Raw genomic sequence first — 14440 nt, forward strand, 5'->3', positions numbered from 1 at the left:
TCAACGGCTTGCGTCGGGTCAGCGGTGCAGGGCGGTCTCGCCTTCCATGCGCGACAGCTTCTCGGGATTGCGCACGGCGTAGAACCCGCTGATGAGGCCGTCCTCGATGTGCACCGCCATGACGGTGTGCAGCTCGCCGTCGAGCCGGAGGATCAGCGCCGGGTGGCCGTTGACCTGGGCGGGCTCCACCGACAGCACGCCGGTGATCTTGCCCAGCACGCCGGCCACCTGGTCGGCTCCCACGATGGGTGCCAGGGCGGCCTGGACGACTCCGCCACCGTCGGTGAGGAGGACGGCGTCAGGCGCGAGGATGTCGAGCAGGTTCTGCAGATCGCCGGTTTCTACTGCTTTTTGGAATGCCTCAAGCGCAGCCCGCGTCTCGGCTGGTGAGACGACGTCGCGGGGCCGGCGGGCGGCGACGTGTGCGCGGGCCCGGTGGGCGATCTGGCGGACGGCGGCGGGTCTCTTGTCGACGGCTTGCGCGATCTCGTCGTAGTCCAGGCCGAACACCTCGCGCAGGACGAACACCGCCCGTTCGGTGGGCATGAGCGTCTCCAGCACCAGCAGCATCGCCATCGAGACGCTGTCGGCGAGCTCGACGTCGTCGGCCACGTCGGGCGCGGTCAGCAGCGGCTCGGGCAGCCAGGGCCCGACGTATGACTCCTTGCGCCGGCGGAGCGTGCGCAACCGCATGAGTGCCTGGCGAGTGGTGATCCGCACCAGGTAGGCGCGCTGATCCCGCACGGCGTCGTGATCCACGTCCGCCCACCGCAGCCAGGTCTCCTGGAGGACGTCCTCGGCGTCGGCCGCCGAGCCGAGCATCTCGTAGGCGACGGTGAACAGCAGGCTGCGGTGGGCGACGAACGCCTCGGTGGCAGGGTCCATGCGGTCGCCGCGAGCTGCGGTGTCCGTCGTTCGTTCGCCCATCTCCGGCTCCTGCCTGTTCTCTCTCAACCGTTCCACACGCACTAGATGCCGGTCGCCGCTGCTTTGTGACGTCCAAGCTCGGTGGCGCACGTCACATCGCCGTGCTGTCACAGGGACGGGCGCATCGGCACCTTCATGGTCGTCAGAACGCCGCGAGAACGATCCGCGGCACCTTCACCAGTAAGGACGAAGCCATGGAACCCCGTTTCAACCTGATGGCCAACGAGCTCGGCGCCAAGATCGGCAAGCGGTTCTACAACCTCAGCCTGGCGATCCAGCAGTCGTCGCTGCCCCGGACCACCCAGGAACTGGTGATGCTGCGCGCCAGCCAGATCAACGGCTGCGGCTACTGCGTCGACGCCCACGCCAAGGATCTCGCGCATGGCGGGGAGAGCGCCACGCGCGTCAACCTGGTCGCGGCCTGGGGCGAGTCCACGGTGTTCACCGAGGCCGAGCAGGCCGCGCTGGCGCTCGCCGAGGAGGGCACCCGGCTCGCCGACGCCCACCACGGCGTGTCCGACGAGACCTGGGACCAGGTGCGCAAGCACTACGACGAGGACCAGATCGCCGCCCTCGTCTACCTGGTCGCCGTGATCAACGCGGCCAACCGGCTCGGTGTGATCGTGCGCAACAAGGGAGGCTCCTACGAGCCCGGCGCGTTCGAGAGCATTTCGAATTGATCGGGTAGCCGATAGCGCCCTCGGCCCAGCGCAGTCGGCGGCTCCGGCCCAGCGCTGTAGGCAGCTCTAGCCCGGCGACAGGCAACAACGGTTCGACGGTGGGCGACTTCGGCGCGGCGCGGCGGGCGACACCGGCCCGGTGACGGGCGGCTCCGGCTCGGCGGTGCGCGGTACCGGTTCGACGATGCGCGACACCGGGTCGGCCGTGCGCGACACCGGTTCGGCCGTGCACGACACCGGTTCGGCGGTGGGCGGCTTCGACCCGGCCCAGGATTTTTCGATCTGGGCCGGGCCTGCGCAGCGGAAAAGCTTCACCCGCGCCAGAGCCGTCCCCCTGGTCAGGTGGTGACGTAGTCGGCGAGGTGCTGGCCGGTGAGGGTGGAGCGGGCGGCGACGAGGTCGGCGGGGGTGCCCTCGAAGACGATCTGGCCGCCGTCGTGTCCGGCGCCCGGGCCGAGGTCGATGATCCAGTCGGCGTGGGCCATGACCGCCTGGTGGTGTTCGATGACGATGACCGATTTGCCGGAATCAACGAGCCGGTCGAGCAGGCCGAGCAGTTGCTCCACGTCCGCCAGGTGGAGGCCCGTGGTCGGCTCGTCGAGGACGTAGATGCCGCCCTTGTCGGCCATGCGGGTGGCCAGCTTGAGGCGCTGCCGTTCACCGCCCGACAGGGTCGTGAGCGGCTGGCCGATGGTGAGGTAGCCCAGACCGACGTCGTCGAGCCGGTCGAGGATCTTGTACGCGGCGGGGAGCTTCGCCTCGCCGGAGCCGAAGAACTCCTTGGCCTCGGTCACCGGCATGGCCAGCACCTCGCTGATGTCGCGTCCGCCGAGGTGGTAGTCCAGCACGGACGCGTCGAACCGCTTCCCCCCGCACTCCTCGCAGGTGGCGGCGACACCGGCCATGATCGCCAGGTCCATGTAGATGACGCCGGCGCCGTTGCAGTTGGGGCAGGCGCCCTCGGAGTTGGCGCTGAACAGCGCCGGCTTGACGCCGTTGGCCTTGGCGAACGCCTTGCGGATCGGGTCGAGCAGCCCGGTGTACGTCGCGGGATTGCTGCGCCGCGAGCCGCGGATGGCGCCCTGGTCGATCGACACCACGCCCGCGTCCGAGGGCATCGAACCGTGCACGAGCGAGCTCTTGCCCGACCCCGCGACGCCGGTGATCACGGTGAGCACCCCGAGCGGGATGTCGACGTCCACGTTCCGGAGGTTGTGGCGGTCGGCGCCGCGGATCTCCAGCTTGCCGTCGGGCGTCCGCACCTTGTCCTTGAGGGACGCGCGGTCGTCGAGGTGGCGGCCGGTGATGGTGTCGCTGCCCCGCAGGCCCTCGACGGTGCCCTCGAAGCAGACGGTGCCGCCCGCCGTTCCGGCGCCGGGCCCGAGGTCGACGACGTGGTCGGCGATCGCGATCGTCTCCGGCTTGTGCTCGACGACCAGGACGGTGTTGCCCTTGTTGCGGAGCCGGAGCAGCAGATCGTTCATCCGCTGGATGTCGTGGGGGTGCAGGCCGATCGTCGGCTCGTCGAAGACGTAGGTGACGTCGGTGAGCGGCGAGCCGAGGTGGCGGATCATCTTGGTGCGCTGCGCCTCGCCGCCCGACAGGGTGCCGGCCGGCCGGTCGAGGCTGAGGTAGCCGAGGCCGATCTCGACGAACGAGTCGAGGGTGTCGTGGAGCGTGGCCACCAGCGGTGCCACGGACGGGTCGTCGATGCTCTTGATCCAGTCGGCCAGATCGCTGATCTGCATCGCGCAGGCGTCGCCGATGCCGATTCCCTTGATCTTCGACGACCGGGCCGCCTCGTTCAGCCGGGTGCCCTCGCACTCGGGGCAGGTGGCGAAGGTCATCGCGCGTTCCACGAACGCGCGGATGTGCGGCTGTAGCGCGTCGATGTCCTTGGACAGCATCGACTTCTGGATCTTGGGGATCAGGCCCTCGTAGGTCAGGTTGATGCCGTCCACCTTGATCTTGGTCGGCTCCTTGTAGACGAGGTCGTGCAGCTCCTTCTTGGTGTACTTACGGATCGGCTTGTCGGGGTCGAAGAAGCCGCAGCCCTTGAAGATCCGGCCGTACCACCCGTCCATGCTGTAGCCCGGAATGGTGAGCGCGCCCTCGTTGAGCGACTTGCTGTCGTCGTAGAGCTCGGTCAGGTCGATGTCGCTGACCGACCCCATGCCTTCGCAGCGCGGGCACATACCGCCGTGGTAGACGGCGTCGCGCACCACGACCCGCTCGCCCTTGCCCTTGTCGACGGTCATCGCCCCGCTCGCCCTGCGGGTCGCGACGTTGAACGAGAAGGCGGTGGGCGGCCCGACATGCGGCTGCCCGAGCCGGCTGAACAGGATGCGCAGCATCGCGTTGGCGTCGGTCGCGGTGCCGACGGTGGACCGCGGATTGGCGCCCATCCGCTCCTGGTCGACGATGATCGCGGTCGTCAGCCCGTCGAGGACGTCGACGTCGGGCCGCGCCAGCGTCGGCATGAAACCCTGCACGAACGTGCTGTACGTCTCGTTGATCAACCGCTGCGACTCCGCGGCGATCGTGCCGAACACCAGCGAGCTCTTGCCCGACCCGGACACCCCCGTGAACACCGTCAGCCGGCGCTTCGGGATCTCGATGTCGACGTCCTTGAGGTTGTTCTCGCGCGCGCCGTGCACGCGGATCAAGTCGTGGCTGTCGGCGACGTGCGACTGCGTCATCGTGTCTCCCTCTGTCCGTCAGGCAAGATCTTCGTCGGCGAGCCAGCGGCCGTCGCGCATGAGCTCGCGGCCGGTCAGCTCGTTCTCCTCGCGCCAGGCCTGGACGCGCCGCGGGGAGACGCGGAACCAGCGATACACCGTGGCCGACGCACGCGGGTCGAAGCCGGTGCGCGCGGCGAACCGGTCACCCGACTCCTGGGGCAGCGCGTCGATCTCCAGGACCTCGACGTCGCCCTCGATCAGGGACACGTCGCGGGTGAGGCCCAGACCCAACCGCACTCTCCGGGACGCGGCGAGGTTCCTGCCGGTCGGGCTGTTCGCCGGCGTGGCCATCAGCAGCGCCTCGCCGTCCCAGTCGAACGAGAGCGGCACCATGTACGGCACTCCGTCCGGCGAGGCACTGGCCACCCAGACATCCACGTCCTGGGCAAGCCGCTCCTCAGTGTCGCGACGACGCTGAGCACGGGATCGGGGGGCGGTACTCGTCACGGCAGGTCAGCCTAGTCCTGACCGCGGATCATGTCGCCGTCAGGATCACCGAATTCCCGGGCCACGCCCCAGCCGTAACTCCCGCCGCCCGACGGCCCACGCCCCGCGCCCCCGACCTCATCCGCACATCGAAGCGGATCTGTCACCGCTCAGCGGTCAAGCCGCCACCTGCGGATACCTCATGCCGCCGGCGTGAGCGGTCTCCAGGGGCTTACTCGCCCGGGAGCGCCTCTGATCAGTACGCGAGCCCGCCGTCCGAATGGGGTGGTTGATGGAATTTGAAGGTGTGTTCGGCGTCGAAACGAGCCGGATAGGAGCGCCAGACCTCGTCCTGCGCCAGCCCAGAGGTCAGAGCGGAGCGGAGTTAAGCGGCCTATGACGATTGCCGAGGCGCTCGACCGGGCCTGGTAAAGGCGTCTTCGCCATTTCTCGCTTCGCCCCGTCGGCGGTGCTCGATGAGACGTCCGGCTATTTTCTGGTGGGGCGATGATCTCAACGTCAGAGGCCGATTCAACGTATACACGGGAACGGATTATGAGAACTGGTTCATCCTCGAACCCGTCACGCTCAACGGTAGGTGTGATCGGTCCTCCAACAGGGCGATAAGCTACGCGATCGGCGACGGCGCCTGGGTGACCACAACCCCACCAGTAATGAGCTCAAGAGACCCTTCTCGTGCTACTTCGAAGAGGGGCTCAAGGCAATTGACTACGAAGACGAAACGACTCCCGGGAGCGCCCGGGGCGAGCTCGACGGCACCTGCAAAATTAGATTCCCCGTCAGGGTAACGTACGGCAAAAAGTCGTGGTGGGGAAACGTGCAGACCTCGTACAAGAAAAGCCGGCGAACCCCGTACCAGGCACTTGCAAGGCAGCCGGATAGCCCCAAGCACTGACATCTGCGGCAGGCCCTGCCGGTCGACGGTCGCCACGACCCAGGTCCGGGCGTGGGTGGGATCGCGCGATTGGTCGTGGTCGAAGACGTGGGCGATCACCTCGTCCGGTCTCGGCGAGCACCGAACCGCACAACCATTTCCTCCTCGCCCGCGGCCGGCCCCAAGTCGAGCGCCGGATCCGAGAGGTCTTCACTACCGCCCCAGCCGACGCCGTCGCCCTGGCATGGTGCCTGTCCTACCTCGACTCGCTGCAGGTCATCGGGGATCGGTACGGGGTGCGCCACTGGGGCCTGTTCCAATTCTCTGACACCGAATTGCTGGAACTGGGCGGCCCCCCGGTCATCACCCTGCACGCCGAATGGAACATCCAGGCCGCCCACACGATTTGGAAACGCACCAAGACCTTCCGGACCGCCCCTTCTTGGGGTTTCTCGTATGAGAGGGATCCGTCCATGTTTAAGATCCTCGGCATTTCAAGGAGCCTGCGTGCCGACTCGTACAACACCGCTCTGCTGCGCGCCGCCCAGAAGGTCGCCCCCACCGGCCTGCCGGTGGAGATCTACACCCGGCTGCGTGACATCCCCCCATACGACCTGGACCTCGACTACCCCGGCCGCCGCCCTCCGGTCGTCCAGGAGTTGCGTGAGCGCATCACCGCCGCCACCGGGCTGCTGATCGCCACTCCTGAGTACAACTACTCCATTCCCGGCGTGCTGAAGAACGCCCTCGACTGGGTCAGCACCGACTGGACGCGGGCCGAGGGTCTCCCGCTGCTGCGTAAGCCTGTGGCCATCATCGGAGCCGCTCCGACCACCTTCGGGTCGGTCCGCGCCCAGCTCGCCCTGCGCCAGGTGTTCCTGTGGACCGACTCCGACGTGGTCGTCAAGCCGGAACTGATCGTCTTCCGCGCCCACGAACGCTTCGACGAGAGCGGCGACCTCGTCGATGAGAGCACCGTCGACCGCCTGCGGAACGTGCTGGACGCGCTCGTCCTCAAGATCCGCGCCGACCGGCAGCCGCACCTGGCGGCGGCGAGCGCCTGAGCCCCGGCCGCCCACGGCCGTGGCGCCTTGAGCCCCGGCCCCCCGCAGCCGTCGGGTGCGGTGTGAGCCAGGGCCGAAACTGCTCACACGATGGATGAAGGAAGTGAACGCAAGGCCGGTGCAGGGCACCGTAGCCGAAGGTTTCGAGACCGTCCGGGACGCCTTCGCCGAGGTTGTGACCGCCGAGCCGAGCCTCAGCGCTCAGCTCGCCGTTCATGTGCATGGACGGCAGGTCGTGGATCTGTGGACAGGAGACGGAGTGGCCGGCGACTCCTTGCTCGCGCTCTATTCGTCCGGCAAGGGCGCCGCGCACCTGGTGGTCGCGCTGCTCGCGCAGGACGGAGTCGTGGATCTGGACCGCCCGGTGGCCCACTACTGGCCGGAGTTCGCCGCCGAGGGCAAGAGCGAGCTCACGTTGCGGCAGCTCGTGGGCCACAGTGCCGGAGTGATCGGCGTGCCGGGCGGGATGAGCCCGGAAGAGCTGGCCGACGACCGGCTGCTGGCTCGGCGGCTGGCGGATCAGCGCCCGTACTGGCGGCCGGGCAGCGCCTATGGTTACCACGCCTTCACCATCGGCGCGCTCACGGGCGAGGTCGTGCGCCGAACGACCGGCGCCTCACTCCAGGATGTGTATGAGCGGCGCGTGCGCGTCCCGTACGGACTGGACTTCTACCTCGGCCTGCCCGAGGACGAGGAGGCACGTTACCTGCCGGCGCAGCCCCCGCCACCCGAACTGCAGGCAGTCGCCGACCAGCACGCCCCCGCACCTGACAGCCTGCCGGGCATCACCTTCAACCTCAACGCCAACCCGCCCACCGACCTGGTCGCGTACGCCAACACCCGGACCGTGCGGGCGCTGGGCCCCGCCGACGCCTTCGGCCACAGCGGCGCGGTCGGCGCCCAATCCTTCGCCGATCCAGGCAGCGGCGTCGCCTACAGCTACACCCGGCGCCGTTTCTCCTTCGGTGGAGGCGGTGGCGCACCGGAGAACCGGCGTCTGGTGGCCGCGGTCATGCACGCCGCCGGACAACACTGACACCCCATACCCAGGTGGTGTATCGGGGCGGACGTGTCGGGATGCCCTCGGGTGAAAGCGCGCGGGCCGGGCTGGACGCGTTTGGGTGCGTCCAGCCCGGCGGGGCGTTTAGTTGGGCTGCACCTGGTAGACGGTGTTGGTGTTGCGGAAGAGTTCGCCCTGGCCGGGCTTGGTGACTCGTAGGTCGAGGTAGAGGGCCTGGTTGGTGTTCGGGACGTCTAGTGTCACGGGGATCAGGCGGTGGTCACCGGTTGGGATGGTCTTGGTGAGGCGGCCGGCGTCCACCACCTTGCCGGTCGCGGTTCCCGCGCGCAGGCGCCATGTGATGGTGAGGCGCTCTCCGCCGCGCAGATCGTCGTTGAAGAGGGAGAGGCTTCGGGTGTTGCGGCCCGGCTTGAGCGGTGTCGGGACGGTCGGCCATGCGCCTGCCGTGTTCGACATCTTGTTGGCGTTCCAGAACTCGGTGTCGATGACCGCGACGGGGTTGAAGGCGTCCTGGATGAGGTTGATGGTCCGGTTGTTCCACGGGTCGGGCAGGTTGTCCTCGCCGTAGACGGGATTCGGGCCGTTCGGGTAGCTGATCTCCAGGCGCATGTCGGTCTTCTTGACCCCGGGGATGACCGATGCCCAGGCGGACAGGAGGGTGTAGGGGCGGGCGTCGTCGGCGCCCTGCTCGCGCATGCGCATGGTGGCGGTACCGAACCACGCCATGCCCTGCGGGGTGCTGTCGCGCCACCACAGGAATTCCCCCTGGCCCTGCGGCTTGCCCTTGGGGCCGGCGCAGATGCTCTCGGAGTACGCGCCGAAGGACTGACCGTCGTAGTGGCAGAAGACGGTGTAGTCGGGGTGCGGAAGATCCTCGGAGTCGCCGTCGGTGCTGATCGGGCGGGTTGGGTCGTGCATTTTGACGGTTCTGTAGAGGAGTTCGTCGAACTCGGGGCCTGCCCCTGGATTGGTGAAGAACGCCACCCGTGGCTCGTTCGCCTGACTCCAGCGCAGCACGGACGCGTGGTTGCGGTCGCGCACGACGACGTCGGCCAGGTGCTGGACCATGTTCGCCCGGCCGGTGACGAAGTTCTCCCGGTTGTTCGATCCCCGGATGGCGGTCTCACCTTGGATCATCAGGCCGAGCTCGTCGGTGACGTCGAGCATGTACGGCGTCGCGGGGACCTGATGGATGCGCACGGAGTTGTAGTTGAGGCGCTGGTAGGTGCGCACGGCCTGGGGCCAGCCACCATTTCCCTTGGACGGCTTCAGGAAGCCTGGGAAGGTGTCGTAGGCGTCGCTGCGACCGTGAAAATCGATGTTGTCGTAGTTCGCGCCCTGCAGGCTGTCGCCACGGAAGTTCACGTGCACGCCGTTGAGCTCGTACTGGCCGCCGGTCTGCCGCAGCTCACGGAAACCGAAGCGCACGTGATACCGGGAGGCGGGCGCGGCGGGCCGCGTCATGGTGATGTCGAGCTGGTGCAACTGGGCCTTGTACCCGGGCTTGTAGGGGACGTTCGGCCACCAGTAGGAGGAGGGCCCGGCACGCCAGGCGAAGGGCCCCATGGTGATCTTGCTGGTGGTGTTCGCGGGCACGACGGCCGTCCGGCGCGGCACGCTCGGGTACTTCCAGCGCGCGCCGTTCCACGAGTTCAGGCGTCCGCCGAGTGTCACGACGTGGGGTCGCGCGGTGGTGTTGGTGACGGCCACGTCGTAGGCGAGTTCGCGGCGGGTCACCGACGGGCGGACGAAGGTGTCGGAGACGTAGACGGCCGGGAAGACCTTGAGCGCGGCCGACCGGAAGATCCCCTGCGCCACGTCGTCGGACCAGGACGCTCCCTCGGGCACGGTGTACCGGCCGTCGGATCCGACGAACGCCTTGCGTCCCTCGACGGTGACGTCGATGCGGTGCCTGCCGCCCGGACGGACGAAGGGCGTGAGATCGAAGACAGACGCGGTGTAGGCGGTGGTGTTCGAGCCGACCGTCCTGCCGTCCACCTGGACGGTGGCACGGTGGTTCACGGCGCCGAAGTCCAGGCGGGTCGCCTGGGCGCCGCCGACCTTGGGGACCGTGACGGTGCGGCTGTAGACGGCCTTGGACAGCTTGTCCCAGCCCTGCTTGAGCCAGCCGCCTCCCGGCACCTGGATGGTCGTCCGGACACCGCTGACCGGAGAGTCGACGCACGTCATCGGCCCGGTCGTGGGCCTGGCGGGTTCACCGGTGCAGACGGTGTTCTTCAGCGGCGTGAAGTCCCACGTACCGGCGAGGTCCACCTGGGCCAGTGGCCGTGCACCGGAGACGCCCCCGAGGTAGTCCGCGGAGAATGTGGGCGCCTTCGCGGGCGCGGTGGCCTGAGCTGACGGAACGGCGGCCACGGAGCAGGTCGCCAGCACGGCGACGACGGCAACGGGCCAGGCTTGGACCTTGCGCCTCTGCGCCCGGCGACGGGCGGACCCGACGCCGAAGAGCGGTGAACTACGCATCAATCTCCAATCTCGAGGGGCACGCCCCATCTGCCGGTGACGGACCCGAATGCGCTTGAGCCGAACCCGCCATCACGCCCGACGTGCACGGCGCACCATCACGCCCGACGTGCATGGCGCGCCGGACGTGCGCGGCACGCGCGCGCCTAGGGCGAGGGGCCCTGGGCGCGATGCGTCATGGACGCCACAGGCCGGGGTTGCCTGGTCGGTGGCAGGTAACGCGCGTTACGTAGGAGAACATGGGCAGGTAACGCGCGTCAACAGGTACGATCGGCGCGATGGCACCTCCCGCTGAACGGAGAGCGTCGGGCACGGACGCGACCCAGACGACCAGCGCCGACGTCGCGCGCGCGGCAGGGGTGTCCCGTGGCGCCGTCAGCCAGATCCTGAACGGGCGCGGGCAACGCTTCTCCGCGGAGACGCGCGCGAGGGTCCTCGACACCGCCCGCCGCCTGGACTACCAGCCGTCCTCCGCGGCGCGGACGCTCGCCCGCGGCATGAGTGACGTGGTGGTGGTCGTGGCGCCGAACACCACGTTCGGGACGAACCTCCAGGACATCTGCGACGAGCTGACCCACGTCCTGTCGGAACACGGCCTGACCGTCGTCCTGCGGTTCGCCACGGGAAGCATGGCGTCCTTCGACCGGCTCGTCGCGGGCCTGCGCCCGGCCGCGGTCCTTCCGCTGATCGGCCTGGACGCCGAGCACCGGGACGTCCTCACCCGGCGCGGGGTGCCCCTCGCGACCTCTCCCAGAACACAGAAACCGGCGCAGAACACGAACCACGCCATCGGCGCGCTTCAGGCCCGGCACCTCGTCGAGCGCGGCCATGACCGCTTGGCCTACGCGCAGCTCGTCGACCACCGCGATGACGTGTACGGAGATCAACGGCTCGACGGCCTGCGCCTCGAATGCCGGCGGCTGGGCGTTCCGCACCCGCAGGTCCTCGGCGTGGCGATCGACGCGACCGCCGCCGATCACGTGCTGCGATCGCTGCGACCCGGTGTGGCGGTCGCGTGCTACAACGACGAGGTCGCGCTCACCCTTCTCGCGGCGGCGCTCCGCCAGAAGTGGGACGTGCCGCGGGATCTGGCGCTCATCGGCGTGGACGACATCCCGCTCGCGGGCGCGCTCACACCGCGACTGACGACCATCGCGTACGACGCGGTGGCCATCGCCAGGCGGCTGGCAGCGGCCGTGCTCGCCTCCCTCGATCTGCCGGACGGCGAGCCCGTCCCACCCGACGACCACCTGCGACTGGTCCCCGGCGAAACAACCTGATCGCGATCAGTGCGCGGCGGGGCCGGGCGCATTCGGTGCCGTGCACCTGCTCGGCGGCCACCGGCCTGGTGCGGCCGCACCAGGCCGGGCAGGATGCAGGCGTGGCAGTGCGAGGAGTGCGGCGGCGCGGGGTGGAGGGGGAGTGGTCACCTCTCTCCACTCCTAACGTATAGCGCATCGGGGGGCTTGCCACAAGACCCCCCTCGTGCCGCAGAATCGTCCGCCGAAGCTCAGAACCTGCGGAAACGGGGATATGAATGCGCGTGTTGTCGACGTTCGGGGGCGGCGAGCCGATGGCGGAGCCTGGTTCGGGGGTGCGGGTGACCGGCGGTGCGTTCGATCTTCCTGAGCAGCTCGCCGGCAAGGCCGATCCGGCGCTGATCGCTGGGGACGAGCGGCATTTCGCGGCGATCGCGGAGAGCCTGGAGCAGGCGATCGCGGACGTGTCCGACCGGCTGGACGCCGAGCGGAAGGCACCGGGCGGCATCGGCCAGGCGGCGCTGGAACGGGACCTGGAGATCCATCGGCTGGCCTCTCGGCTGCGTGCGCTGCGCCGCTTCGGGCTTGATCTGTGCCTTGGGCACATCGTGGCCGCGGGTGATTCCGAGCCCGTTTACGTTGGGCGGCTCGGTTTGACTGATGGCGAGGGGCGGCGGCTGCTTGTTGACTGGCGTTCGCCTGCGGCGGAGCCCTTTTTCGGGGCGACGCATGGGAATCCGATGGGCCTGGCGAGCCGCCGCAGGTACCGCTGGACGCGTGGCCGGATCAGCGACTACTGGGACGAGGTCTTCACCTCGGAGGGGTTCGAAGGGCACGCCGCCCTGGACGATCAGTCCGCGTTCATCGCCACTTTGGGCGGTCACCGGTCGTCCCGGATGCGCGATGTTCTCGGCACCATCCAGGCCGACCAGGACGCCATCATCCGTGCGGGATCCCGCGGCGCTCTGGTGGTCGACGGCGGCCCTGGCACGGGGAAGACCGTCGTGGCTCTGCACCGTTCCGCCTATCTGCTTTACTCCGATCCGCGTCTTGGCCATCGCCGGGGTGGCGTGCTGTTCGTCGGTCCGCACCAGCCTTATCTGGCTTACGTGGCCGACGTCCTGCCCTCTCTTGGGGAGGAGGGCGTGCAGACCTGTACGTTGCGGGATCTTCTTCCTGAGGGGGGCACGGCGGCGGTCGAGAGTGACCCGGACGTGGCCTCGCTGAAGTCCTCGGCGGACATGGTGAAGGCCATCGAGACGGCCGTCCGGTTCTACGAGAAGCCGCCCGCCAAGGGAATGACGGTCACGACGCCCTGGTCTGATCTTTGGCTGAGCGCCGACGAGTGGGCCGAGGCGTTCCGGGCGCCGGATCCCGGCACTCCGCACAACGAGGCGCGCGACCAGATCCTGGAGGAGCTGGTCACGATCCTGGTGGACAAGTACGACGGGGACGTCTCGGCCGATCTGCTGCGGAGATCGCTGCTCCAGGACCGGGAGCTGCTCATGACCCTCAACAGGGCATGGCCGACGATCGAGCCGGACGATCTCGTCGGTGATCTGTGGTCGGTGCCCGCCTACCTGCGGATGTGCGCCCCGTGGCTCAGCCCGGACGACGTTCGGAAGTTGCAGCGGGAGGACACGCAGGCCTGGACGGTGTCCGATCTGCCCTTGTTGGACGCGGCGCGGCAGCGGCTCGGCGACCCCGAGGCGTCACGGCGCAAGCGGCGGCACGAGGCCGCCCTCGCCGTCCAGCGCGAACGCATGGCGCAGGTCGTCGACAACCTCATCGAGGCCGCGGCCAGCTCCGGTGCCGACGGCGACGACGGCGAAGGCCTGGTGACGATGCTGCGCGTTCAGGACGCGCAGAACTCCCTGGTCGACGAGAGCGAGCTGCCCACCGCCGACCCGGACCTGCTCGCCGGGCCGTTCGCGCACATCGTCGTGGACGAGGCACAGGAGCTGACCGACGCGGAGTGGCAGATGCTGCTGCTTCGCTGCCCGTCCCGGAGCTTCACCATCGTCGGGGACCGCGCCCAGGCCAGGCACGGGTTCACGGAGTCGTGGCACGACCGGCTCAAGCGGATCGGGCTCGACCACGTCAACCTGGCCTCCCTGAGCATCAACTACCGGACGCCGGAAGAGGTCATGGCGGAGGCCGAGCCGGTCATCCGGGCCGCGCTCCCGGACGCCAACGTGCCGACCTCGATCCGCAGCAGCGGCGTCCCCGTCGTCCACGGATCGGTGTCGGAGCTGGGCTCGATCCTCGACACCTGGCTCGACGCGCATGCCGACGGGGTCGCCTGCGTGATCGGCGATCCGGCGTTCCAGGAGCGGCCTCGCGTCCGGTCGCTGACCCCGGAGCTGGCGAAGGGCCTGGAGTTCGACCTGGTCGTCGTCGTCGATCCGGAGTCGTTCGGCGAGGGCATCGAAGGAGCGGTCGACCGCTACGTCGCGATGACCCGAGCGACCCAGCGCCTCGTCATCCTCACGAGCCCCTGACGGTCTGGCGAGCTTCGCGTTCGATGATCACGACTGGGATCTCTCTCGCCGCCTTTCGCTGGTAGCCGGTGTAGGTCGGGAAGATCCCGGTCATGGTCTCCCACAGGTCGGGGCGTTCGTCGCTGGTCGCGGGGCGGGCCACCGCGTCGAAGACGTCCGCTCCGACCTGCACCCGGACCTGCGGGTCGGCGAGCAGGTTGTGGAACCAGAGAGGATGGTCGTCGGCGCCGCCGTTGGAGGCGACCACCAGGTAACGGTCGCCGTCGCGGCCGTAGATGAGGGCGGTCCGGCGGGGCAGCCCCGAGCGGCGGCCGGTGGTGGTGATCAGCAGCGTGGGCGCGCCGTGGAACATGTGGCCGCGGGCGCCGTCTGACTCGACGTACTTCTTGACGTGGTCGGCGACCCATGTGGTCGGGCTGTCGAGGGGTTCGTGGCTCAACGA

At 68.9% G+C, this 14440-nt stretch carries 11 protein-coding genes; 6 read left to right on the forward strand and 5 right to left on the reverse strand.

The features are described from left to right. Window positions 1-18 precede the first annotated feature (18 nt). Window positions 19-927 carry an RNA polymerase sigma-70 factor gene (locus tag ACGFNU_RS32620; protein WP_392599885.1) on the reverse strand — a complete coding sequence of 303 codons (909 nt, stop codon included), beginning with the start codon at window positions 925-927 and terminating at the stop codon, window positions 19-21. Between the two features lie 194 nt (window positions 928-1121). On the opposite strand from ACGFNU_RS32620, the gene ACGFNU_RS32625 reads away from it, so the two are divergent. Further along, the gene (locus tag ACGFNU_RS32625) at window positions 1122-1607 is read left to right on the forward strand and encodes a carboxymuconolactone decarboxylase family protein (protein WP_392599887.1); all 486 of its coding nucleotides are present in this window, start codon (window positions 1122-1124) and stop codon (window positions 1605-1607) included. A 139-nt stretch (window positions 1608-1746) separates the two neighbouring features. Then, the gene (locus tag ACGFNU_RS32630) at window positions 1747-1956 is read left to right on the forward strand and encodes a hypothetical protein (protein WP_392599889.1); all 210 of its coding nucleotides are present in this window, start codon (window positions 1747-1749) and stop codon (window positions 1954-1956) included. On the opposite strand, the gene ACGFNU_RS32635 is transcribed toward ACGFNU_RS32630, so the two are convergent. Together ACGFNU_RS32635 and ACGFNU_RS32640 are read right to left on the reverse strand one after the other, a co-directional pair. Continuing rightward, on the reverse strand, window positions 1946-4306 hold the full coding sequence (locus ACGFNU_RS32635) for an ATP-binding cassette domain-containing protein (protein WP_392599891.1): 2361 nt from the start codon (window positions 4304-4306) through the stop codon (window positions 1946-1948). The two genes, ACGFNU_RS32630 and ACGFNU_RS32635, sit on opposite strands and share 11 nt — an antisense overlap. Window positions 4307-4324: 18 nt before the next feature. Beyond that, on the reverse strand, window positions 4325-4795 hold the full coding sequence (locus ACGFNU_RS32640) for a pyridoxamine 5'-phosphate oxidase family protein (RefSeq protein ID WP_392599893.1): 471 nt from the start codon (window positions 4793-4795) through the stop codon (window positions 4325-4327). Window positions 4796-6142: 1347 nt separating this feature from the next. Here ACGFNU_RS32640 and ACGFNU_RS32645 point away from each other — a divergent pair. Together ACGFNU_RS32645 and ACGFNU_RS32650 are read left to right on the forward strand one after the other, a co-directional pair. Beyond that, window positions 6143-6733, forward strand: a complete 591-nt coding sequence (locus ACGFNU_RS32645) for an NADPH-dependent FMN reductase (protein ID WP_392599895.1) — start codon at window positions 6143-6145, stop codon at window positions 6731-6733. Between the two features lie 103 nt (window positions 6734-6836). Next, window positions 6837-7769: a serine hydrolase domain-containing protein gene (locus tag ACGFNU_RS32650; protein ID WP_392599896.1), complete on the forward strand. Its 933-nt coding sequence runs from the start codon at window positions 6837-6839 to the stop codon at window positions 7767-7769. 108 nt (window positions 7770-7877) lie between these two features. On the opposite strand, the gene ACGFNU_RS32655 is transcribed toward ACGFNU_RS32650, so the two are convergent. Next, window positions 7878-10238: a glycoside hydrolase family 2 TIM barrel-domain containing protein gene (locus tag ACGFNU_RS32655; protein ID WP_392599897.1), complete on the reverse strand. Its 2361-nt coding sequence runs from the start codon at window positions 10236-10238 to the stop codon at window positions 7878-7880. A gap of 278 nt (window positions 10239-10516) precedes the next feature. Here ACGFNU_RS32655 and ACGFNU_RS32660 point away from each other — a divergent pair, with 278 nt between their 5' ends. Together ACGFNU_RS32660 and helR are read left to right on the forward strand one after the other, a co-directional pair. Next, entirely contained in the window at window positions 10517-11518 is a 1002-nt protein-coding gene (locus tag ACGFNU_RS32660) for a LacI family DNA-binding transcriptional regulator (protein WP_392599899.1), read from the forward strand. Window positions 11519-11811: 293 nt separating this feature from the next. Further along, the gene (gene helR, locus ACGFNU_RS32665; protein ID WP_392600677.1) at window positions 11812-13998 is read left to right on the forward strand and encodes an RNA polymerase recycling motor ATPase HelR; all 2187 of its coding nucleotides are present in this window, start codon (window positions 11812-11814) and stop codon (window positions 13996-13998) included. Here the strand turns inward: helR and ACGFNU_RS32670 are convergent. Continuing rightward, on the reverse strand, window positions 13985-14437 hold the full coding sequence (locus ACGFNU_RS32670) for a nitroreductase family deazaflavin-dependent oxidoreductase (RefSeq protein ID WP_392599901.1): 453 nt from the start codon (window positions 14435-14437) through the stop codon (window positions 13985-13987). The genes helR and ACGFNU_RS32670 overlap by 14 nt on opposite strands. Window positions 14438-14440: the final 3 nt, after the last annotated feature.

Source organism: Spirillospora sp. NPDC048911 (assembly GCF_043198015.1).
Lineage (GTDB): Bacteria > Actinomycetota > Actinomycetes > Streptosporangiales > Streptosporangiaceae > Spirillospora.

Coding starts and splice junctions, on each gene's coding strand:
- ACGFNU_RS32660 (WP_392599899.1), top strand. CDS start 10,517: ATGGCACCTCCCGCTGAACGGAGAGCGTCGGGCACGGACGCGACCCAG.
- helR (WP_392600677.1), top strand. CDS start 11,812: ATGGCGGAGCCTGGTTCGGGGGTGCGGGTGACCGGCGGTGCGTTCGAT.
- ACGFNU_RS32625 (WP_392599887.1), top strand. CDS start 1,122: ATGGAACCCCGTTTCAACCTGATGGCCAACGAGCTCGGCGCCAAGATC.
- ACGFNU_RS32655 (WP_392599897.1), bottom strand. CDS start 10,238: ATGCGTAGTTCACCGCTCTTCGGCGTCGGGTCCGCCCGTCGCCGGGCG.
- ACGFNU_RS32620 (WP_392599885.1), bottom strand. CDS start 927: ATGGGCGAACGAACGACGGACACCGCAGCTCGCGGCGACCGCATGGAC.
- ACGFNU_RS32645 (WP_392599895.1), top strand. CDS start 6,143: ATGTTTAAGATCCTCGGCATTTCAAGGAGCCTGCGTGCCGACTCGTAC.
- ACGFNU_RS32635 (WP_392599891.1), bottom strand. CDS start 4,306: ATGACGCAGTCGCACGTCGCCGACAGCCACGACTTGATCCGCGTGCAC.